The organism is Kitasatospora sp. NPDC028961 (assembly GCF_055564815.1).
Window position 1 is genome coordinate 1 of the sequence record NZ_JBVHVO010000042.1, and the last position, 20,704, is coordinate 20,704.

15 protein-coding genes and 1 pseudogene are annotated in these 20,704 nt (G+C 73.9%); 5 read left to right on the forward strand and 11 right to left on the reverse strand.

Features of this window, described 5'->3' with window-relative positions; all coding sequences use genetic code 11:
- The 3 genes from ACZ4UX_RS35705 to ACZ4UX_RS35715 form a co-directional block, all read right to left on the reverse strand.
- A partial coding sequence (locus tag ACZ4UX_RS35705; protein ID WP_465709682.1) for an ABC transporter permease occupies positions 1-641 on the reverse strand: 641 nt, incomplete at its 3' end.
- Positions 638-2,248, reverse strand: coding sequence for a sugar ABC transporter ATP-binding protein (locus ACZ4UX_RS35710; RefSeq protein WP_465709683.1), 1,611 nt, complete (start codon positions 2,246-2,248; stop codon positions 638-640). The genes ACZ4UX_RS35710 and ACZ4UX_RS35705, both read right to left, overlap by 4 nt.
- Before the next feature lie 130 nt (positions 2,249-2,378).
- Positions 2,379-3,425: a substrate-binding domain-containing protein gene (locus ACZ4UX_RS35715; RefSeq protein WP_465709684.1), complete on the reverse strand. Its 1,047-nt coding sequence runs from the start codon at positions 3,423-3,425 to the stop codon at positions 2,379-2,381.
- 566 nt (positions 3,426-3,991) lie between these two features.
- Here ACZ4UX_RS35715 and ACZ4UX_RS35720 point away from each other — a divergent pair.
- The 4 genes from ACZ4UX_RS35720 to ACZ4UX_RS35735 all read left to right on the forward strand — a co-directional run bounded on the left by ACZ4UX_RS35720 (position 3,992) and on the right by ACZ4UX_RS35735 (position 9,120).
- Entirely contained in the window at positions 3,992-4,945 is a 954-nt protein-coding gene (locus ACZ4UX_RS35720; RefSeq protein ID WP_465709685.1) for a carbohydrate ABC transporter permease, read from the forward strand.
- Complete coding sequence (locus ACZ4UX_RS35725; RefSeq protein ID WP_465709686.1) at positions 4,942-5,838, forward strand: carbohydrate ABC transporter permease; 897 nt, start codon at positions 4,942-4,944, stop codon at positions 5,836-5,838. Before ACZ4UX_RS35720 ends, ACZ4UX_RS35725 begins: the two co-directional genes overlap by 4 nt.
- A 56-nt stretch (positions 5,839-5,894) precedes the next feature.
- On the forward strand, positions 5,895-7,235 hold the full coding sequence (locus ACZ4UX_RS35730; protein WP_465709687.1) for an ABC transporter substrate-binding protein: 1,341 nt from the start codon (positions 5,895-5,897) through the stop codon (positions 7,233-7,235).
- Between the two features lie 133 nt (positions 7,236-7,368).
- Positions 7,369-9,120: a glycoside hydrolase family 35 protein gene (locus ACZ4UX_RS35735; protein WP_465709717.1), complete on the forward strand. Its 1,752-nt coding sequence runs from the start codon at positions 7,369-7,371 to the stop codon at positions 9,118-9,120.
- Between the two features lie 127 nt (positions 9,121-9,247).
- Here ACZ4UX_RS35735 and ACZ4UX_RS35740 read toward each other — a convergent pair whose 3' ends face one another.
- The 8 genes and pseudogenes from ACZ4UX_RS35740 to ACZ4UX_RS35775 form a co-directional block, all read right to left on the reverse strand.
- Positions 9,248-10,561 (reverse strand): cryptochrome/photolyase family protein, encoded by a 1,314-nt coding sequence (locus ACZ4UX_RS35740; protein ID WP_465709688.1) that lies wholly within the window; start codon positions 10,559-10,561, stop codon positions 9,248-9,250.
- On the reverse strand, positions 10,558-11,418 hold the full coding sequence (locus ACZ4UX_RS35745) for a DUF1295 domain-containing protein (protein WP_465709689.1): 861 nt from the start codon (positions 11,416-11,418) through the stop codon (positions 10,558-10,560). The genes ACZ4UX_RS35740 and ACZ4UX_RS35745 overlap by 4 nt, the downstream gene beginning before the upstream one ends.
- The gene (locus ACZ4UX_RS35750; protein ID WP_465709690.1) at positions 11,415-12,701 is read right to left on the reverse strand and encodes a class I SAM-dependent methyltransferase; all 1,287 of its coding nucleotides are present in this window, start codon (positions 12,699-12,701) and stop codon (positions 11,415-11,417) included. Before ACZ4UX_RS35750 ends, ACZ4UX_RS35745 begins: the two co-directional genes overlap by 4 nt.
- Complete coding sequence (locus ACZ4UX_RS35755) at positions 12,698-13,501, reverse strand: DUF1365 domain-containing protein (RefSeq protein WP_465709718.1); 804 nt, start codon at positions 13,499-13,501, stop codon at positions 12,698-12,700. The genes ACZ4UX_RS35750 and ACZ4UX_RS35755 overlap by 4 nt, the downstream gene beginning before the upstream one ends.
- A gap of 5 nt (positions 13,502-13,506) precedes the next feature.
- A complete protein-coding gene (locus tag ACZ4UX_RS35760) occupies positions 13,507-14,769 on the reverse strand; it encodes an NAD(P)/FAD-dependent oxidoreductase (RefSeq protein ID WP_465709719.1) in 1,263 nt (420 codons plus the stop codon).
- Between the two features lie 493 nt (positions 14,770-15,262).
- Entirely contained in the window at positions 15,263-16,312 is a 1,050-nt protein-coding gene (locus ACZ4UX_RS35765) for a MerR family transcriptional regulator (RefSeq protein ID WP_465709720.1), read from the reverse strand.
- Positions 16,306-16,524 (reverse strand): DUF6480 family protein, encoded by a 219-nt coding sequence (locus ACZ4UX_RS35770; RefSeq protein WP_352290233.1) that lies wholly within the window; start codon positions 16,522-16,524, stop codon positions 16,306-16,308. Before ACZ4UX_RS35770 ends, ACZ4UX_RS35765 begins: the two co-directional genes overlap by 7 nt.
- A gap of 427 nt (positions 16,525-16,951) precedes the next feature.
- Positions 16,952-17,518 (reverse strand): annotated as a pseudogene (locus tag ACZ4UX_RS35775) (sigma-70 family RNA polymerase sigma factor); the annotation flags it as partial.
- Positions 17,519-17,735: 217 nt separating this feature from the next.
- Here ACZ4UX_RS35775 and ACZ4UX_RS35780 point away from each other — a divergent pair.
- The gene (locus ACZ4UX_RS35780; protein WP_465709691.1) at positions 17,736-20,573 is read left to right on the forward strand and encodes a SpoIIE family protein phosphatase; all 2,838 of its coding nucleotides are present in this window, start codon (positions 17,736-17,738) and stop codon (positions 20,571-20,573) included.
- Positions 20,574-20,704 lie beyond the last annotated feature (131 nt).

Consider the following 20,704-nt stretch of genomic DNA (forward strand, 5'->3'; position numbering starts at 1 on the left):
CGGCCGATGTCGGTGTACTTGAGGAGGAGGTGGACGGTGGTGGCGACGAGGATGAGGAGCCAGACCATGACGGGCAGGCCGGCGATCTTGCCGCGTCCGAGGAAGACGAAGAGGTCGTTGTTGAGGACGTAGCCCTGGGCGCGGCCGTTGGAGACGAGTTGGGCGATGCCCTTGTAGGCGGCGAGGCCGGCGAGGGTGGCGATGGTGGGGTTGACGCGGCCGTAGACGATGACGACGCCGTTGAGGATGCCGACGGCGATGCCGATGCCGATGGCGGCGGCGATGCCGGCGAGGGCGTTGGAGCCGGCGGAGGTGAAGGCCATGGCGGAGACGACGGAGGCGATGCCGACCTGGGAGCCGACGGAGATGTCGAGGCCGCCGCAGATGATGACGACGGTCTGGACGACGGCGAGGAGGCCGGTGATGGTGGCGGCCTCGGCGATGACCTGCATGTTGGTGATGCTGAGGAAGTTGTCGTTCAGGATGCCGAACAGGGCCAGGACCAGGACGAGGGCGCCGATCAGGCTCAGGTTCTGACCGCCGACGGCGGCGAGCAGGGGCCTCCGGCGCGCGGCGGGTGCGGGCGCGGGCGCGGGCGCGGGCCGGTTCTTCACCGCCGGGGAGGGGGTGGTCGTGCTCATCGGGGTGCTCCAGGGAGGGTGGGGGCGGTCGGGCGGGCCGGGGCGGTCGAACCGGCGGAGGCGGTCCGGCCGGTGATGTCGTCGGCCATGGCGAGGGCGAGGATGGCTTCCTCGGTGGCCCGGGCGCGGGGGAGTTCGCCGGTGATGCGGCCGTTCTGCATGACGACGATCCGGTCGGCGAGGCCGAGGACTTCGGGGAGTTCGGAGGAGATGACCAGGACGGCGATGCCTTCCTGGGCGAGGTCGGCGATGATCTGGTAGATCTCGGCCTTGGCGCCGACGTCGATGCCGCGGGTGGGTTCGTCGAGGATGAGGACCTTGGGCTTGCGGGCGAGCCAGCGGGCGAGGACGACCTTCTGCTGGTTGCCGCCGGAGAGTTTGCGGACCTCGTGCTCGATGGAGGGGGTGCGCACGCGCAGGCGGTCGGTGTAGTCCTGGGCGAGTTCGCGTTCGGCGCCGCGGCGGACGAAGCGCAGGCGGCGCAGGCGTTCCAGGACGACGAGGGAGGTGTTGTCGCGGATGGAGCGCTGCAGGAACAGGGCCTGGGCCTTGCGTTCCTCGGGGGCCAGGCCGAGGCCGGCGCGGATGACGGCGCCGGGGTTGCCGGAGGGCAGGCGCTGGCCGTCGAGGGTGACGGTGCCGGAGTGGATGGGCAGGTCGCCGGCGAGGGCGAGGGCGAGTTCGGAGCGTCCGGCGCCGATCAGGCCGGCGAGGCCGAGGACTTCGCCGGCGTGGACGCGCAGGGTGATGTCGTGGACGGCGTCGGTGGTGACGTTCCGGACGTCGAGGACGACGCGGTCGGTGGCGACGTCCTGGCGGGAGAACATGCTGCTGAGGTCGCGGCCGACCATGAGGCGGACGAGTTCGCCCTCGGTGGTGGTGGCGGCGTCCTGGACGCCGGCGAGGGCTCCGTCGCGCAGGACGGCGATGCGGTCGGCGAGTTGGAAGATCTCCTGCATGCGGTGGGAGACGTAGATGACGGCGACGCCCTGGTCGCGCAGGCGGCGGATGAGGGCGAACAGGGCGTCGACCTCGTGCTCGGAGAGCGAGGAGGTGGGTTCGTCGAAGGCGATGACCTTGGCGTCGCCGGTCAGGGCGCGCAGGATCTCGACGAGTTGGCGCTGGGCGGGGGTGAGCTGGGAGCCGAGCAGGTCGGGGTCCAGGACGCCGGCGAAGCCGAGGCGCGACAGGTCGGTGGTGATGCGCCGGCGCAGTTCGGCGCGGTCCAGGCGGCGGCCGGCCCTGCGGGGCAGGGAGCCGGCGTAGACGTTCTCGGCGACCGAGACGTGCGGGATGATCTCGGGTTCCTGGGGGATGATCCGGATCCCGGCGCGGCGGGCGTCGGTCGGTGAGGACAGGGCCAGCGGGCGGCCGTCCAGGACGACGTGGCCCTCGGTCGGCTGGTGGTCACCGGTCAGGATCTTCAACAGGGTCGACTTGCCCGCCCCGTTCTCCCCCATCAACGCGGTCACCTGACCGGCCGGGAAGTCGAGGGTGACCCCGCGCAGTGCCTGGACGGCGCCGAACCGCTTGGTGACTGCCACGACAGCGGCCGCTCCGGTGGGTGGCCGGGACCCTGGACTGGACGGGCCGTGCGCTGTGGTCATGACGGATCACCTCAAGGGGTAGTGCGGGAGGGTGCCGGAGGCAGGTGGAGTGGCCGCCTCCGACCATGACGGGGCCGGAGGCGGCCGGGCCGGCCCCGTGGGGGCGTGGGGGCGGGCCGGTTCAGGGGGGTCAGCTGCAGGTGACTCCGGCGCTCTGCCAGGTCGTGGCGTCGACCATGGTGGTGGGCGCGAAGGCCTCCTTCGGAAAGTCCTTGCTGTTCTTGAGCTTGTCGTACATGGTCTGCACGGCCAGCGCGCCGACGTCCTTGCCGTTGATGAACAGCGCGGCCTTCATCCCGGTCGGCTTGCCGCCGCTCCAGTCCTTGCACGCCAGGTACGCGCCCAGACCCACCCCGATCACGTGGTCCGCCGAGATGCCCGCGTTCTGCAGCGCCGTCACCCCGCCCTGCACGTTCTCGTCGTTGCAGCCCCACAGCACCCAGTTCTTCACACCCGGGTTCGCCGTCACCGTCGCCGCGATCTTGTCCTGCGCGCCGGTCGGCGTGTTGTCCGTCGCCACGTCGATGTTCTGCACCCCGGGCACCGCGGCCGCGAACGCCTCCTTCGCACCCTTCACCCGGTCACCGCAGACCGTCACGTCCTGCTTCCACGCCGAGATCACCCGGGTCTCCGCCGGGTTCCAGCCCGCCTTCCTGAACTCCTCACCGGCCCGCTTGCCGACCTCGCCGCCCATCTGCAGCCCGGAGAACCCGATCCGCGACACCAGGTCGTCCTTCGAGCACGCCGCCGGGTCCGGACCACTGGCGCAGATCTGGTCGTCCGAGGTCAGCAGCGCCACCTTGGCATCCCGCGCGGTCTGCACGACCTGCGGCCCCACCGCCGGGTCCGGCACCACGATGATCACACCATTGGTCTTCTGTGCGACCGCGGACTGCACCTCGCTGATGGTCTTGTTCGCGTCGTTGCCGAGATTGACGACCTTCAGGTCGACCCCCAGCTCCGCGGCCTTCGCCTTCGCGCCCGCCGCCTCCCCGACGAAGTACTCCTGGTCGCCCTGCTTCTGCAGGTAGGTGATCGAGATCTTCCCGGAGACCGGCGCCACCGAGGCGTCGCCCGACTTCACGGACTCCTGACCGGTCGAACAGGCCGTGGCCAGGCCCAGCGTGAGGAGGAGACCGGCGGCGCCGGCGGCCCGGCTGCCATGGGTACGGAACATGGGGACGCTCCTTAGCGCGGGTACCGGGTCGGTGCCCGCACGGTGGTGTGGGGGGAGGGGGCGGGACCGCGAACGGCCCACCGGGTGCAGCGGCGGAGGCGCGACGGGGCGCCACCGGGAAAGCGGGCAAAGACGGCGAGGCGAGATCAGCAATAACGCTCAGAACTCAACATGTTCAAACGCGTTGGAACAATGACACTCGCCGCCCGTGCGGGCGTCAAGCTGGTAAACCGACTGATACGCGGTCGTAATCTTTTCCGCCCCGCGCCGACACCTCCCCGGGGCGAAATCCGGTGGGCCGAGAGCCCCCGACAAGCACCCCCCGAGGGGACGGCGAACCGGCCACCCCAGCCACCGGCACCCCTTCCGACCAGGGCGGACATCCACCCACCGGGCAGGTGTCGACTCCCCCGACCCGGCAGCACGCACCAGCCGCCGCAGGCCTGGTGGCGGTTCATCACGAAGCCGCATCACGCCGGGACAGGCCCTTGACTCCCCCGCCATCAGCGGTCAAGACTCAACGCCAGCTTCATGTTGGCGTAAACATCGGCCGTGAAGGGCACCCCGTGAGCACGTCGCAACTCCCCGCCCCACCCGCCCCCGTCGTCCGGCCCCCGGGCCGGCCCCGTCCACAGCTGCGTTCGAGCCGGCGCGGTCACGGGTCCTTCGGCTATGTCTTCTTCGCCCCGTTCCTGATCGTGTTCGTGATCGGCATCGCGGCCCCCCTCGGCTACGCCGCCTACCTGAGCTTCTTCCAGGACCGGCTGGTCGGCGGCAACGTCTTCGTCGGGTTCGACAACTACACCCGCGCCCTGGGGGACGAGCTCTTCCGGACCGGGCTGTGGCGGGTCACCCTCTTCCTGGTCGTCCAGGTCCCGCTGATGCTGCTGCTCGCCCTGCTGGCGGCGCTGGCCATCGACAGCGGACGGCTGCGCTGGCCCGGGCTGTTCCGGATCGGCATCTTCGTCCCGTACGCCGTCCCGGCCGTCGTGGCCTCGCTGATGTGGGGCTACCTGTACGGCGACCGCTTCGGGCTGATCCACCAGATCGGCGACGCCCTGCACACCGACGTGCCCCGCCTGCTCGGCGGCTCGTGGATGCTCGCCTCCATCGGCAACGTCGTGACCTGGGAGTACGTGGGCTACAACATGCTCATCCTGTACGCGGCCCTGCGGACCGTGCCGCAGGAGCTCTACGAGGCCGCCGAGGTCGACGGCGCGGGCGCGATCCGTACGGCCTGGAGCATCAAACTCCCCGCGCTGCGGCCCGCGCTGGCCCTGGCCACCGTCTTCTCGATCATCGGAACCTTCCAGCTCTTCAACGAGCCGAACGTCCTGCAGTCCCTCGCCCCGGACGTCATCTCCACCAGCTACACGCCCAACATGTACGCCTACAACCTGGCCTTCAACGGCCAGCAGTTCAACTACTCGGCGGCGGTCGCCGTGCTCCTGGGCGGAGTGACCGCAGTGGTCGCCTACGCCGTGCAGGCCCGGTCGATGCGAAAGGAACAGAGCCTGTGAGCGCGAACACCCCCAGCGGCCGGGCGGGGCGGGGGCGCAGGCGTTCCAATACGGCGCTCACCGTGGCCATGGGCCTGATGCTGGTCTACGCCCTGCTGCCGCTGCTGTGGCTGCTGATGTCCAGCACGAAGGACACCGGCTCGCTGACCACCGGGTTCGGGCTCTGGTTCGGCCGCGACTTCCACTTCTTCGACAACATCCACGCCGTCCTGACCTACGACCACGGCATCTACCTGCGCTGGTTCGCCAACACCCTGCTGTACGCCGTCGTGGGCGCGGGCGGAGCCGCCTTCATCTCCACCGCGGCCGGCTACGCCCTGGCCAAGTACCGCTTCCGGGGCCGCACCGCGCTGGCCGCGATCGTCCTGGGCGCCGTCGCGATCCCCGGGACCGCGCTGGCCGTGCCGACCTACCTGCTGTTCAGCAAGGTCGGCATCGTGGACACCCCCTGGGCCGTCCTGCTGCCCTCCCTGGCCAGCCCGTTCGGCGTCTACCTGATGCGGGTCTACGCCCTCGGCGCCGTCCCGGACTCGATGCTGGAGGCCGCCCGCATCGACGGGTCCGGCGAGCTGCGCACCTTCTTCACCATCTCGCTGCGCCTGCTCGCGCCCGGATTCGTCACAGTGCTGCTGTTCTCCCTCGTGGCGACCTGGAACAACTACTTCCTGCCGCTGATCGTGCTCAGCGACCCGCAGTGGTTCCCCCTCACCGTCGGCCTCAACCAGTGGAACTCGCTGGCGACCGGCGCGGCCGGCAGCGGTGCCACCACCACCGGCTTCTACCCGCTCGTCATCACCGGCAGCGTGCTGGCGATCGTCCCGCTCGTCGTCGCCTTCCTGTTCCTCCAGCGGTTCTGGCAGTCCGGCCTGGCCGCCGGCAGCGTCAAGGAATGACGCCCCCCGTTCCCGCCCCGCCCACCCCGCCCCACCTCCCGGCAAGGAAGCCCGCCATGACCCCTGCGCACTCCACCCCGCGCCGCAGACTGCTCGCGCTCGTGCCCGCCGCCGCGCTGGCCCTGACCCTGACCGCCTGCAGCTCCTCGGGCGGCGGCGAGGCCGCACCCGCCGACCCGGCGAAGGCCCTGGACACGCCCACCACGCTCACCTTCTGGACGTGGGCCCCCAACATGGACAAGACGGTCGCGCTCTTCGAGCAGAAGTACCCGAAGATCAAGGTCAACCTCGTCAACGCCGGCCAGTCGGCGACCGAGTACACCAAGCTCCAGACCGCAGTGAAGGCCGGCAGCGGCGGCCCCGACGTCGCCCAGGTCGAGTACTTCGCGCTGCCCGAACTCGCCCTGTCCAAGCGGCTGGTGAACCTCAAGGACTACGGCGCCGCCGCTCTGGAGAGCAAGTTCGCGGCCTCCGCCTGGTCCCAGGTGGCCATCGCCGACGGCGTCTACGCCATCCCGCAGGACACCGGCCCGATGGCGATGTTCTACAACAAGAAGATCCTCGACGAGCTGAAGATCGAACCCCCCAAGACCTGGGCCGAGTTCGAGGCCGCGGCCGTCAAGATCAAGGCGTCCGACCCGAAGCGGTTCATCACCTCCATCGACCCCGGCGACGCCGGCGGCGTGGACAGCCTGATCTGGCAGGCCGGCGGCCGCCCGTTCCAGCAGACCGACTCCACCTCGGTCACCGTCAAGCTCCAGGACGCCGGCGCCAAGAAGACCGCCGACCTGTGGACCTCCCTGATCAACCGCAAGCTCGTCGACACCGCCCCGGGGTGGACCAACGAGTGGTGGCAGTCGATGGGCAGCGGCCAGTACGCCATGTGGATCATCGGCGCCTGGGCCCCCGGCAACATCGCCTCCACCATCCCGGACACCGCGGCCGACTGGCGCGCCGCGCCCATCCCGCAGTGGAGCGCGAGCGAGAACGTCTCCTCCGAGAACGGCGGCTCCTCCGTCGCGGTGACCAGCAGCAGCAAGAACAAGGCCGCCGCCGCGGCCTTCGCGATCTGGCTGAACTCCGACCCGCAGGCCGTCCGTTCGCTCTCCGCCAACGGCCTCTTCCCGGCGACCAATGAGCTGCTCAAGGACCCGGCCTTCCTCGACCAGCCGGTGCAGGGCCTCGGCGGCCAGAAGGCCAACCAGGTCTTCGCCGACTCCTCCGCCGCCGTCGCCAAGGGCTGGCAGTACCTGCCCTACCAGCTGTACGCCAACTCGGTCTTCAAGGACACCGTCGGCCCGAACATCTCGACCGACATCAACACCGGCCTGAGCGCCTGGCAGAAGCGCATCACCGACTACGGCAACCAGCAGGGCTTCAAGGTCACCGCGCCGTGACCCGCCGCCGGCGCGGGCGTCCCGGGCGGTCCACCGCCCGCGCCCGCGCCGGCCGGTGACGAACCCGCCCGGACCGGCCGACCGGACCTCGCCGGCCGGTCCGCGCACCCACCTCTCCCAGGAGCAGCAGCACATGCCCGTCCTGCAGATCGACGACGAGGGGTTCACCCTCGACGGCCAGCCGCTGCGGATCATCTCCGGCGGCCTCCACTACTTCCGCGTCCACCCGGGCCACTGGGCCGACCGCCTGCGCAAGGCCCGCCTGATGGGCCTCAACACGGTGGAGACCTACGTCCCCTGGAACCTCCACCAGCCGCGCCCGGACGAGTTCCGCCTCGACGCCGCGCTGGACCTGCCGGCCTTCCTCGACCTGGCCGCCGCCGAGGGGCTGCACGTCCTGCTCCGCCCCGGCCCCTACATCTGCGCGGAGTGGGAGGGCGGGGGGCTGCCGTCCTGGCTCCTCGCCGATCCCGACATCCTGCTGCGCAGCCAGGACCCGCGCTACCTCGCCGCGGTGGACGACTTCTTCGAGCGGCTGCTGACGCCACTGCGCCGGCACCTGTCGACCAACGGCGGCCCGGTGCTGGCCGTACAGGTCGAGAACGAGTTCGGCGCCTACGACGGCGACACCGCCCACCTCGCGCACCTCGCCGCCACGCTGCGCCGCTGCGGCGTCGACGTGCCGCTGTTCACCTGCGACCAGCCCGGCGACCTCGTCCGCGGCGCCCTGCCCGGGACCCTGGCCACGGCCAACTTCGGCAGCCGCTCCGCGCAGGGCCTGGCCACCCTGCGCGCCCACCAGAGCACCGGCCCGTTGATGAGCACCGAGTTCTGGATCGGCTGGTTCGACCGCTGGGGCGGCCACCACGTGGTCCGCGACCCCGCCCAGGCCGCCGAGGAGCTGGACACCGTGCTGGCCACCGGCGCCTCCGTCAACCTGTACATGTTCCACGGCGGCACCAGCTTCGGGTTCACCAACGGCGCCAACGACAAGCACACCTACCGGCCCACCGTCACCTCCTACGACTACGACGCCCCGCTGGACGAGGCCGGTGACCCCACCGAGAAGTACGAGGCGTTCCGCCAGGTCATCGCCAAGTACGCCCCCGTGCCGGCCGAGCCGGTACCCGCGCGGGCACCGAAGATCGGTCCCCTCACCGTCGAACTGACGTCCTGCGCACCGCTGTTCGCCAACCTGCCGGCGCTGGGCGAGGCGGTGCGGGCCGAACGGCCGCTCACCATGGAGCAGCTCGGCCAGGACTTCGGCTTCGTCCTCTACGAGACCGTCCTGCCCGCCGCGGGGCCGGTCCTGCTGGAGGCGGAGACGGTCCGGGACCGGGCCCAGGTGTTCGTGGACGGCCAGCCGGTCGGGGTGCTGGAGCGCGAGCGGCACGAGCGGGCGATCGCGTTCACCGCGCCGCGCGCGGGCGCCGTCCTGAGCCTGCTGGTGGAGAACCAGGGCCGGGTGAACTACGGCCCGGGCATCCACGACCGCAAGGGCCTGCTGGGCCGGGTGCTGCTGGACGGCGCCGAGGCGGCCGGCTGGACCAGCCGGCCGCTGCCGCTGAGCAGCCTCGACGCGCTGCGCTTCACCGAGGACGCGGGCACCCAGGTCGGTCCGGCCTTCCACCGCGGCACCGTGCGGCTGGCCGAGGCCGGCGACACCTTCGTCCACCTGCCGGGCTGGACGAAGGGCAACGTCTGGGTCAACGGCTTCCACCTCGGCCGTTACTGGTCGCGCGGGCCGCAGCGCTCGCTGTTCGTGCCCGGCCCCGTCCTGCGCCCGGGGGCGAACGAGATCACCGTGCTGGAACTGCACGCTGCCCACCGCGCCCGCACCGTGGAGCTGCGCGAGCACGCCGACCTCGGACCGACCGAGGAGTAGGGCGCGACCGGAGCGCGGGGGGGGGGGGGGGGGGGGGGGGGGGGGGGGGGGTGTGGCCCCCCCCCCCCCCCCCCCCCCCGCCGTTGGCGTGGCCGGCACGTGCGCCCGGCGTCAGAAGCGCCCGGGGTCAGGAGCGCCCGTGCCGGAACCGCACGGTCAGGGCCTCCGGTTCGATGATCGGCGGCGGGTAGCCGTCGTCCAGGAGCCAGGGGCGGTGGACCAGCGGGCCGGGGAGGTGGGCGAGTTCGGGCACCCACCGGCGGACGTAATCGCCGTCGGGGTCGTAACGGTCGGCCTGGCGCAGCGGGTTGAGGACCCGGTTGGGCCGGGTGTCGGTACCGGTGCCCGCGACCCACTGCCAGTTGAGCTGGTTGTTGGCGACGTCGCCGTCGACGAGCAGGGACAGGAAGTGGGCGGCGCCGATGCGCCAGTCGAGGTAGAGGCTCTTGGTGAGGAAGCTCGCCGTCAGGAGGCGGGCGCGGTTGTGCATCCAGCCCTCGTGGGCGAGTTGGCGCATTCCGGCGTCGATGATCGGGTAGCCGGTGCGGCCCCGGCGCCACGCCTCGGCCTCGCGCTCGTCGTGGTGCCAGTGGTCGTCCCGGGTGCGGTAGTCGCGGTGCGCGGCCTCGGGGCGGGCGGCGAGCACCTGGTGGTGGAAGTCGCGCCAGGCGAGCTGCCGGACGAACGCCCGTGCGCCGGGGCCGTCGTGCCGCAGGGCGTCGGTGGCGAGTTCCGTCGGGGACAGGCAGCCGAAGTGCAGGTACGGGGAGAGCCGGGAGGTGTCGTCGGCCGCGAGGTCGTCGTGCAGGTCGGCGTAGCCGTCGACGTCCCAGTTCCGCCGGCGCCGGCGGGCCGCCGTCTCGCCGCCGGGCGGCAGGGCGGGTGAGCTCGGACGGGCGGCGGGGAGGTCCTCGCCGCGGACGTGCTCCGGGGTGGCGAGCCGGCGGGGTGCGGCCAGCACGGTCCGCCGGGGTACCTCCAGCCAGGCGCGGTGGTACGGGGTGAAGACCGTGTAGTGGTCGCGCCCGACCGGGGTGACGCGGCCGGGCGGGACGACGGTCAGGGACGCGTCGTGGACGTGCAGCCGGCCGTCGAGGAGCTTGCGCAGCCGTGCCTCGCGCCGGTGCGCGAAGCCGCTCGCGCCCGCGGCGACGTGCACGGTGGCGGCGCCGGTCTCGGCGGCGACGCGGGCCGCCTGCTCGGCCGGGTCGCCCGTGCGCAGGACGAGCCGGGAGCCGGCGGCCCGCAGGGAGGCGTCGAGGTCGGCGAGGCAGTCGGCGAGGAACGCCTGCCGGTTGGGGGCGGCGAACCCCGCGGCCGCGACGGCGGGGTCGAGCACGAACAGCGGGACGACCTGGTCGGCCGCGGTGTGCGCGGCGTGCAGCACGGGGTTGTCGTGCAGGCGCAGGTCCTGGGTGAACAGGGCGATCGAGACGGTCATCGGGGGGACCTCGGGGAGGACGGGGGCTGGGGGGTGCGGGGAGCTCGGGGTTCCCGCGGGGTCCGGCGGGGCGGCAGGGGCAGGAAGCCGCTGGTGCGGGCCGCGTACTCGGCCCAGCCGGGGCGGTGCGCGCCCATCCGGCGCTCCAGCATCGGCTTGCCGCTGCCGAAGGCCAGCAGGTAGGTCATCAGGAGCGGGCTGAGGACGAACGCCGCACCGGCCGGCGTGTCGGCGGCGAGCAGGTACAGGCCCCACCACACGCAGGCGTCGCCGAAGTAGTTCGGGTGGCGGGTGTAGCGCCAGAGGCCGCGGTCCATGACCGCGCCCCGGTTGCCGGGGTCGGCCTTGAACCGGGCGAGCTGCCGGTCGCCGACCGCCTCGAAGAGCAGGCCGACCGCCCAGAGCGCGGTGCCCGCCCAGGCGAGCGCGCCCGGCGGCCGGTCGGTGTACTGGGCGGCCAGGACCGGCAGCGCGACGAACCACACCAGGGCGGCCTGGAGCAGGTAGACGATCCGCAGCGCGTACCGGGTGCGGGCCGGGCCCTCGGGGGCGCGGGAGAGCATCGCGGCGTAGCGGGGGTCCTCGGGCGCTCCCCGGGCGCGCCACCACAGGTGCGCGGACAGGCGAAGGCCCCACACCAGGACGAGCGCGGTCGCGAGCAGCCGGCGGCCGTCGTCCCCGTGCCCGGCCGACAGCGCGTACCCGGTGAGCGCCACCGCGGCGAACGCCAGGCCCCAGGCGACGTCCACACCCCGGTGGCGGCCGGTCCGCACGCCCACCGCGAACGCGACGAGCAGGACGACGAGGGCCGCGGCGGCGGTCGCGGCGAGGCCGAGGAGGAAGGCTCCGGTGTTCACGTCGCCCCCTCCGCACGGGTCAGCAGCAGCTGGTGGACATCGAGGTACCCGGTGCGGAACCCGGCTTCGGAGTAGGCGAGGTACAGCTCCCACATCCGCCGGAACACCTCGTCGAAGCCGAGGGACTCGACCTCCTCGGGCCGTTCGCAGAAGCGCTCGCGCCACAGCCGCAGGGTCTCGGCGTAGTGCGGCCCGAACGCGTCGGTGCCGGTCACCCGCAGCCGGGTGTGGCGGGCGGCGGTCTCGGTCATCGCCCGCACGGACGGGATCCGGCCGCCGGGGAAGACGTACTTGAGGATCCAGGTGTGGCTGCGACTGCCGGCGAGCATGCGGTCGTGCGGCATGGTGATCGCCTGGAGGGCGACCCGGCCGCCGGGGGCGAGGACCCGGTCGAGCACGGTGAAGTAGTCCGGCCAGAACGGGCGTCCGACGGCCTCGATCATCTCGACGCTGACGACGGCGTCGTACTCGCCCTCCGCGGTGCGGTAGTCGCAGAGCCGGACCTCGGCCCGGTCCTGCTGTCCGGCCTCGGCGATCCGCCGCCGGGCGAGGGCGAGTTGCTCCTCGGAGAGGGTCAGGCTGACGACGCGGGCGCCCCGGGCGGCGGCGCGCAGGGCGAGTTCGCCCCAGCCGGTGCCGATCTCCAGCAGCCGGGTGCCGGGGCCGACGTCCGCGAGGTCGAGCAGCCGGTCGATCTTGCGGTGCTGGGCGGCGGCCAGCTCCTCCCGGGTGGCGGTCGGCCGACGGTCCGGTCCGGCGGCGAAGAGCGCCGAGGAGTAGGTCATCGTCGGGTCGAGGAACAGGGCGAACAGGTCGTTGGACAGGTCGTAGTGCCGGCGGACGTTGCTCCGGGCGTTCGCCGCGGTGGGCAGTTCCGCCGCCGGCGGGCGCCGGACGTAGAAGCGGCGCAGCCAGCGCGCGCCGGCCGGGACGAGGGTCTCGGGGGCGCTGGCCAGCGCGGTGAGCAGGGCGACCAGGTCGGGGCTGTCCCAGTCGCCGGCCTGGTAGGACTCGCCGAAGCCGATCAGGCCGCTCTCGCCGAGGCGGTGGAGGAAGGCCCGCGGGTGGTGCAGGCGCAGCACCGGCGCGCCGGGCGGAGCGGGCCGCAGGACCCGGCCGCCGGGGAGTTCGACGAGCAGGCCGCGCCGCGCGGCGACCCGGCGCAGCAGGCGTCCGGCGACGGCCGCGCGCAGCGGCACGTGCGGCACCCTGGCGACGTCCGGCCAGCGGGCGGGATCGACGACGGGCGTCGGCCTCGCCGTCGGGGGAACCGTGGTCGTCATGGGGCGGGCACCTCTTCCGTGGGCACTTCCGTGGGCTCTTCCGTGGGCGTGGACCGCTGCGCGCACCGGTCCGGGCCGGCGGTCGGGCGGGGGTGGACGGGCAGGCCGCTCAGCCAGAGGCGGACGCCCCGGTAGCGGATGTGGAGGCTGACCGCCCAGGTGGCGAGCGGGTGGGCGAGCGCGGCACGCAGCAGGGCGGCGGGGCCGGCCGGGCGGCCGGTGCCGCGGACGGTGGCCGTGAAGGCGTGGCCGCCGCCGCGGTCCAGGTGGACGGTCAGGGCCAGCCGCTCCCCCGGCTCCGGCAGCACCATCCGGTAGCGTCCGTCGACCGGGAAGAACGGTGAGACGTAGAAGTCCTTGGGGGTCTCGGCACGGCCGGCGGGATCGGGCGGCAGCAGGTAGCGGTGGCGGCCGCCGTAGGTGTTGTGGACCTCGACGACCGTGCGGAGCGGGTGGCCCGCGCCGTCGCGGCACCAGTACACGGTCAACGGGTTGAACACGTGCCCGAGCGACCGTGCCTGGGTGAGCATCAGGATCCGGCCCTCGCCGAGCCGTACGCCGTGCTCGGCCAGGTACCGGGCAATGTCCTGACGGATCGTCAACTCTCGGGCTCCCCGGTCGATCCGGTGGTCCCGCGGGCGGAAGGAGGCCAGCGGGCGCAGCGGCCACGGCACCCGGGGGAGGCGGTCCGGGTCGACCAGCCACAGGTAGCCGCGGTGGCGGAACGGCGGCCTGGGCGGATCGGTGCGCACATGGGTGGTGAGGGTGTCGTAGAGGACCGCGCCCCAGGGCCCGGGCAGGGTGGTCACGGCGCGCCCACCCCCAGCAGCGACCGGGCCGCCTCGACCCCGGAGCGGCAGCCGTCCTCGTGGAAGCCCCAGCCGTGGTAGGCGCCGGCGAACGCGGTGCGGGCCGTGGCGAGTTCGGGCAGCCGGCGCTGCGCGGCGAGGGTGCCCGCGGTGTAGACCGGGTGCTCGTAGACGGTGCGGGAGACCACCAGGTGCTCCGGGACGGGCTGGTCCCGGTCCTCGTTGAGGGTGACCAGGTAGTCGTCGTCGGCGTCCAGCCGGAGCAGCCGGTTGAGGTGGTAGCTGACCCGCACCCGGTCCGAGGGGGCGGTGCAGTGGGGCATCCGGTAGTTCCACGAGGCGCGGGCCCACCGGGCGGTGGGCAGCACGGAGGGGTCGCGGTGCAGCACGGTCGGGTTGCGCGAGTAGGTGAAGGCGCCGAGGATCTCCAGCTCCGCGTCGGTCGGGTCGGCGAGCAGGTGCAGCGCCTGGTCGGCGTGGGTGGCGACGACGACGGCGTCGGCCTCGGTCCGGTGTCCGTCCGCGGTGACGACGCTGACCCCGTCCGGGTGCCGGCGCACCGCCCGGACCGGGGCGGACCGGCGGACGGTGGTGAGCCGCTCGGCGATCCGCTCCACGTACGTGCGGGAGCCGCCGACGACGGTCCGCCAGGCCGGCGCGCCGGTCACCCCGAGCAGGCCGTGGTTGTCGAGGAACGTGAACAGGTACCGCGCCGGGTAGTCGCCCGCCAGGTCGGGGGCGCAGGACCACACCGCGGACACCACCGGGGTCATGAAGTGGCTCACGAAGTACGGGGAGAAGGCCTCGGCGGTGAGGAAGTCACGCAGGCTGGGGTCGCCGGCGGCCGGGTCGGCGAGCAGGCGGCGGGCCCGCCGGTGGAAGCGCGGCACCTCGGTGAGCATCCGCAGGTACCGGCCGCGCGTCAGGGCGTCGGGCCTGGCCAGCAGGCCGGCCGGTCCGCGCGCGCCCGCGTACTCCAGACCGCATCCGTCGCAGCGCACGGACATGCTCATCTCGGTGTCCTGGGTGCGCACTCCGAGTTCGGCGAAGAGCCGCAGCAGGTGGGGGTAGGTCCGGGTGTTGTGGACCAGGAAGCCGGTGTCCAGGTCCAGCACCCGCCCGTCCCGCGCGGTCGCCCGCTGGGTGTGGGCGTGGCCGCCGAGGCGCCCGTCGGCCTCGAACAGCTCGACCTCCGTCCCGGCGCGGGACAGCTCGTACGCCGCGGTGAGTCCGGCCACGCCGGACCCCACCACGGCCACCCGGCGCGGACGCGCGCCGCCGTCGCCGCGGGCGGGGGCCCGCGAGGTGGAGACGATGCCGAACGTGGTCACGAGAGCCCCTCCCGACAGGGCCGCGGCGCGGCCCGGTTTGTCGTTGCACCGGATCTTCGGAGCCGACCCGGCCCTTGGATTGGCCCGACTCGTGAAGCGCCCGGCTCGTGGGGACCGGCCCGACTCGTGGATCCGGGCCGACTCGTGGATCCGGGCTCGTGGAGCGGCCCGACTCGTGGATCCGGGCTCGTGGAGCGGCCCGACTCGTGGATCCCGGCTCGTGGAGCGGCCCGACTCGTGGATCCCGGCTCGTGGACCGCCCCGACTCGTGAAGCGGCCCGGCGTCGGGCTGCGGGGGCTCGTGCGCACCGCGCACCGTGGCCGACGAGCGTCCGGCACACCGGGCGGGACCGGCGCGGGACCGGCGCGGACCCGGCGGGGATCCGGCGCGGCCGGGAACCGGCCCGGCGGGCGGCGGAGGTCAGCCCGTGAGCGCCTGTTCGAGGAGGTCCACGGCGCTCCCGAGGGTGCGGGGGCAGGCGGCTCCGGCCGGGGGCAGGGCGCGGGCCCAGCCGGGGCCGGCGGCCACCACCAGGGCCCGGGTGCGGGAGCCGCGCGGGCCCCACATGCTGCCGCTCACCCGGCGCAGCAGCTCGGGGTCGGCGGTGTGCCGGTCCTGGGACCAGATCATCACGGCGCCCGGGCCGATCCGGTGGACGGCGTCGAGCAGGGCCCGGGAGGGGACGGCCGCCCCCAGCATCCGGAAGGGCAGGCCGCGCTCGGTGAGCGCCGCGGCCGTCGCCTCCAGCGGGAGGGTGTGCTGCTCGCCGGGCACCGCCGCGAGGACGACGGGCGGCACCGGCCGGGTCGGGCCGGTCTCCACGGCCACGCCGCGCAGGACGCTGGAGACGTGCCAGGAGAGCAGGTGCTCGACCTCGACGTACTGCTCGCCGTCGGCCGCCCACTTGCGGCCCGCGGCCCGCAGGGCGGGCATCATGACCTCCGTCCACGCCTCGACCACCCCCAGTGCGACGACCGCGTCGCGCAGGATCCCGGCGACCTCGGGTGCGTCCAGCCGGACCGCCGCCCGGGCCAGGCCGCGGCACTCGGGGCGTACCGTCCCGACCCGCAGGGCACGGCTGCCGCCCGGGTCGCGGCGGGCCGGGATGTCACCCGGCCCCTCCGTTCCGGGCGGCCGGCCGGCGGGCGGCGGTGCGTCGTGGAGCGCGGCGCGGCGCTCGGCCAGGGCGGCCCGGGCCGCCTCGCCCGGCGGCACTCCGCGGGCCGTGAGGCGGCACATGGCCTCCAGGACGGCGATGTCCTGCCGGCTCCAGCGGCGATGGTGCCCGGCCGCGCGGTCGGCCGGGCCGATGCCGTAGCGGCGTTCCCACGAGCGGACCGTGGTCGGCGACACGCCGAGGCGGCGGGCGACTCCGCCGGTGGGCAGCCCCGCGTCCTCGGGGGCGTCCGGTGGGCCCGCCCGGCCACCGCCCCACGGGCCGGCGCCGTGCTCGGCGGGCAGGGTCACCATCCCCCGATCCTCCCCACCGCGAAGCCGACGCAGCAGACCACCAGCACGGTGATCACCAGGAGGGGGATCCAGCCGGGCCAGGCCGTGTGCAGCTCGGTCGACTCCGGGGTGGAGATGCCCGCGCAGGTCGACGCCTCGCACTCGGGCGTCTCGGTGGGCGGGCTCGCGGGCACGGGGCGTTCGTGCGCGGGGGTGCGGTGGTCGAGAGTCATGATGTCCTCCCGCTGGTGGGACGGTGCGTGGGCCTGCGTCGGAGCGCTGCCGCCCCGGGCATCGGGTAGGTGCTCGCGTGCGCGTAGGGGCTCGCGTGGTCAACCGTATACGCGGCCGCGGACGCCCGGTGGCGACGGCCACCGACGGTGGCCGGTCGTCAGAAGTGACGCTTCCATGCTCTCCCGCACGGCACCCCGCCGCCCGGCGCAGCGTTCCCGCACCGTTGCGCGCGGCCGGAGCCGGCGGGCCCGCCGGCGGGCGCGGGCGGACCCCTGCCGGGGCGGCGCCGCAGCCCGCTTCCGGCGATCGCGGGCCGCTCCCGGCCGGTGACCGGCCCGGGCTGCCGGTGCCGGGGGACGGCTGGGCCGGCACTCCCCCCGGGCGCGCTCCGCCCCGGTCCGGCAGCGCGAACGCGGCCCGGAGCCGGGTCAGACCGTCGCGGATCCGGGTCTTGACGGTGCCCAGCGGCACCTCCAACCGATGCGCGATCTCGCGCTGCGAGTACCCGCCGAAGTAGGCCAGCACCACCGCCTCGCGCTGGACGCCGCTCAGACCCGCGAGTGCCGACCGGACCCGCAGCCGGTCCAGTGAGCGGACGGCCTGTTCGTCGGGCGGGTCGGCCTCCGTGGCGTCCCGGCGGGCTAGGCTCCGGTCGCGCTCGGTGGCCGCCCGGGCGGCGCGGGCGCGGTCCACGGCCCGGTGGTGCGCGATGGTCAGCACCCACGTCAGCACGGACCCGCGCTCGGGCCGGTAGGCCGCGGCCGTGCGCCACACTTCGAACAGGACCTCCTGGGCGACCTCCTCGGCGTGGGCCGGATCGCGCAGCGTCCGCAGCGCGGTTCCGTACACCGGCCCGGCGACCGCGCGGTACAACTGCTCGAACGCCGCCTCGTCGCCGCGAGCCGAGCGGGCCAGGAGCCGTGGCAGGTCGTCGCCGGCCGGCGCCGCCCGCTGGAGGGGGACGCCGACACAGGTCCGCGTGGGTGGGGTCACGTCCCCACGCTGCAGCGATTCCGCTCCATCGGCCCAGTCGAATCGTTTGTGCAGCGTTTTGCGTTCGCGCCGCCCGGGGTCGGCGCCGCGCCGCCGACCATGCCCGAGAGGACACCGGGAGGACCCCGGCAGCCCGCGCAGCCGCGGCCGCCCCCAGGAGGGACCGGGCGGTCACGGTTTCCTTGCCAGTTCTGCGGAAACCAGGATAAAAGGGGGTATGAGCGTAAATTCGGGCATTTTCCGGCGATGGTTCACCCGTCGCTCCGGAAAGCCCGGCGCCACCGAACCGCCCCGGACCGAGGCCGCCGCCCCGGAGCCGACGGGCGAGTCGACGGCCGAGTCGCGCCCGTTCGCCGGCCGGACCCGGCCGGCCACCCGCAGCTTCGCCCGGGAGGTCTTCTTCCTCCAACTGCTGCTGGTGATCCTGCTCATCGCCGGGGCGCTGGTGGCCCTCGTCCTGCAGACCCGGCGCGAGACCCTGGCCGACGCCCGGAACCGCACGGTCGCCGCCGCCCAGTCCTTCGCGCACGCCCCCGGCCTCCTGGAGGCCCTGGACAGCGACGATCCCAGCGCGACGCTGCAGCCCCTGGCCGAGGAGGCCCGCAAGGCCGCCGGCGTCGACGCCATCATCGTGTACAAGCTGGACGGGATCACCCTCACCCACAGCGACACCTCGCAGATCGGCAAGCACGTCATCGGTCCGTACGCCCAGGCGGCGCAGGGCATCTCCTTCACCCGGACCTTCAACGGAGTGCTGGGCCCGTCGGTGATCTCCGCCGCCCCCGTCAAGGACCCCTCGGGCAAGGTGGTCGCGATCGTCTCCGTCCCGGTCACGGTGGAATCGGTGCAGCACTCGGTGAACCGGCAGCTGCCCCTCTTCCTGGCCAGCGCCGGCGTGGCCGTCGTGCTGGCCGCCTGCGGCGCCGCCCTGGTGAGCCACCGGCTGCGCCGCCAGACCCACGGCCTGGGCCCGGCCGAGATGACCCGGATGTACGAACACCACGACGCCGTCCTGCACGCCGTGCGGGAGGGCGTGCTCATCACCGGCGACGACGACCGGCTGCTGCTCGCCAACGACGAGGCCAGGCGGCTGCTGGACCTCCCGCCCGACGCGGAGGGACGCCGGATCGGCGACCTGGGGCTGGACCCCCGCACCGCCGACCTGCTGAGCTCGGACCGGATCGCCAGCGACGAGGTCCACCTGGCGGCGGACCGCCTGCTGGCCCTCAACAAGCGCTCCACCACCCCCTTCGGCGTGCACCGCACCAACGTGGTGACCCTGCGCGACACCACCGAGCTGCGCTCGCTGTCCGGCCGGGCGGAGGTGGCCCGGGGGCGGCTGCGGCTGCTCTACGACGCCGGGATGCGGATCGGCTCCACGCTGGACGTGGTGCGCACCGCCGAGGAGCTCGCCCAGGTCGCCGTCCCCGGGTTCGCCGACGTCGTCACCGTCGAGTTGCGCGACGCCGTGCTGCGCGGCGAGGAGCCGGACGGGGCCAGCGTCCGGCTGCGCCGCAGCGCGGTCGCCGGGCTGGCCGAGGACCACCCGCTCTACCCGGTCGGCAAGCTGATCCGGTTCGCGCCCGACACGCCCATGGCGGCCAGCGTGCACGACGGGCGCTCCCTCGTGGAGCCGGACCTGGCCGGCTCCGGCGGCTGGCGCTCCCAGGACCCCGAACGCGCCCAGCAGATCCTCGACTACGGGATCCACTCGCTCGCGGTGGTGCCCCTGCAGGCCCGCGGGGTGGTGCTCGGTCTGGTGAACTTCTGGCGCGCCGGGGCCTCCCTGCCGTTCGACCAGGAGGACCTCTCCTTCGCCGAGGAGGTCGCCGGCCGCGCCGCGGTGTGCATCGACAACGCGCGGCGCTACACCCGCGAACACGCCATGGCGGTGACCCTGCAGCGCAGCCTGATGCCCCGCGGCATGCCGGAGCAGCAGGCCCTGGAGGTGGCCCACCGCTACCTGCCCGCGCAGGCCGGGGCCGGCGGCGACTGGTTCGACGTGATCCCGCTGCCCGGCGCCCGGGTCGCGCTGGTGGTCGGCGACGTGGTGGGGCACGGACTGCACGCCGCCGCCACCATGGGCCGGCTGCGCATCGCCATCCACAACTTCTCGGCGCTGGACCTGCCCCCCGACGAGTTGCTCGGCCACCTGGACGAGCTCGTCTCCCGGATCGACGTCCAGGACGATGACAGCGAGAGCAGCGTCCAGGCGATCACCGGCGCCACCTGCCTCTACGTGGTCTACGACTCCGTGTCCGGGCAGGTCACCGCGGCCACCGCCGGCCACCTCCCGCCCGCCGTGGCCCACCCCGACGGGACGGTGACGTTCCTGCGCCCACCGGTCTCCCCGCCGCTGGGCCTCGGCGCCGGCCTGCCCGTGGAGACCGCCGAGCTGACCGTGCCCGAGGGCTCCCGGCTGGTCCTCTACACCGACGGGCTGCTCGGCGACCGCACCCGCGACGTGGACGCGGCGCTGGAGGAGCTGCGGACGACCGTCGGCGGGGCGGACTCCTCGCCGGAGGCGGTCTGCGCCGCCGTGATGGCGACGCTGCCGCCCGGCCGACCGGACGACGACGTCGCGCTGCTGGTGGCGCGGACCCGGCTGCTGGAGCGCGACCACGTCGCCGAGTGGGAGGTGGCCCGGGACCCGGCCGCGGTCGGCCCGGTGCGCAACGCCTGTGCCCGCAAGCTGGCGGAGTGGGGCCTGGAGCACATCTCCTTCGGCACCGAGCTCATCCTCAGCGAACTGATCACCAACGCCGTCCGCTACGGCAAGGACCCGGTCCGGGTGCGGCTGCTCCTCACCCAGACACTGGTCTGCGAGGTCTCCGACGGCAGCAGTACCGCCCCGCACATCCGCCGGGCCAAGGACACCGACGAGGGCGGCCGCGGCCTGTTCCTCGTCGCCCAGTACGCCCAGCACTGGGGCACCCGGTACTCCCCGCGGGGCAAGACCATCTGGGCCTCCCAGACCCTCGACAGCGGCGGGGCGCAGGACGAGGAGGCGCTGGGCGCCATGCTGCTGGGCTCCTGGGACGACATCGAGCTCTGAGGCCGGTCGCGGGGCGGGTCGGGCGGGGATTCGCGAGGCCGGTCGTCCATTTCCGGCGCAACCGCCCACCGGACCGGTAGTCTGGTACTCAGCGTCACCGCGACCCGGAATTCGTCACTCATCGTCACTAC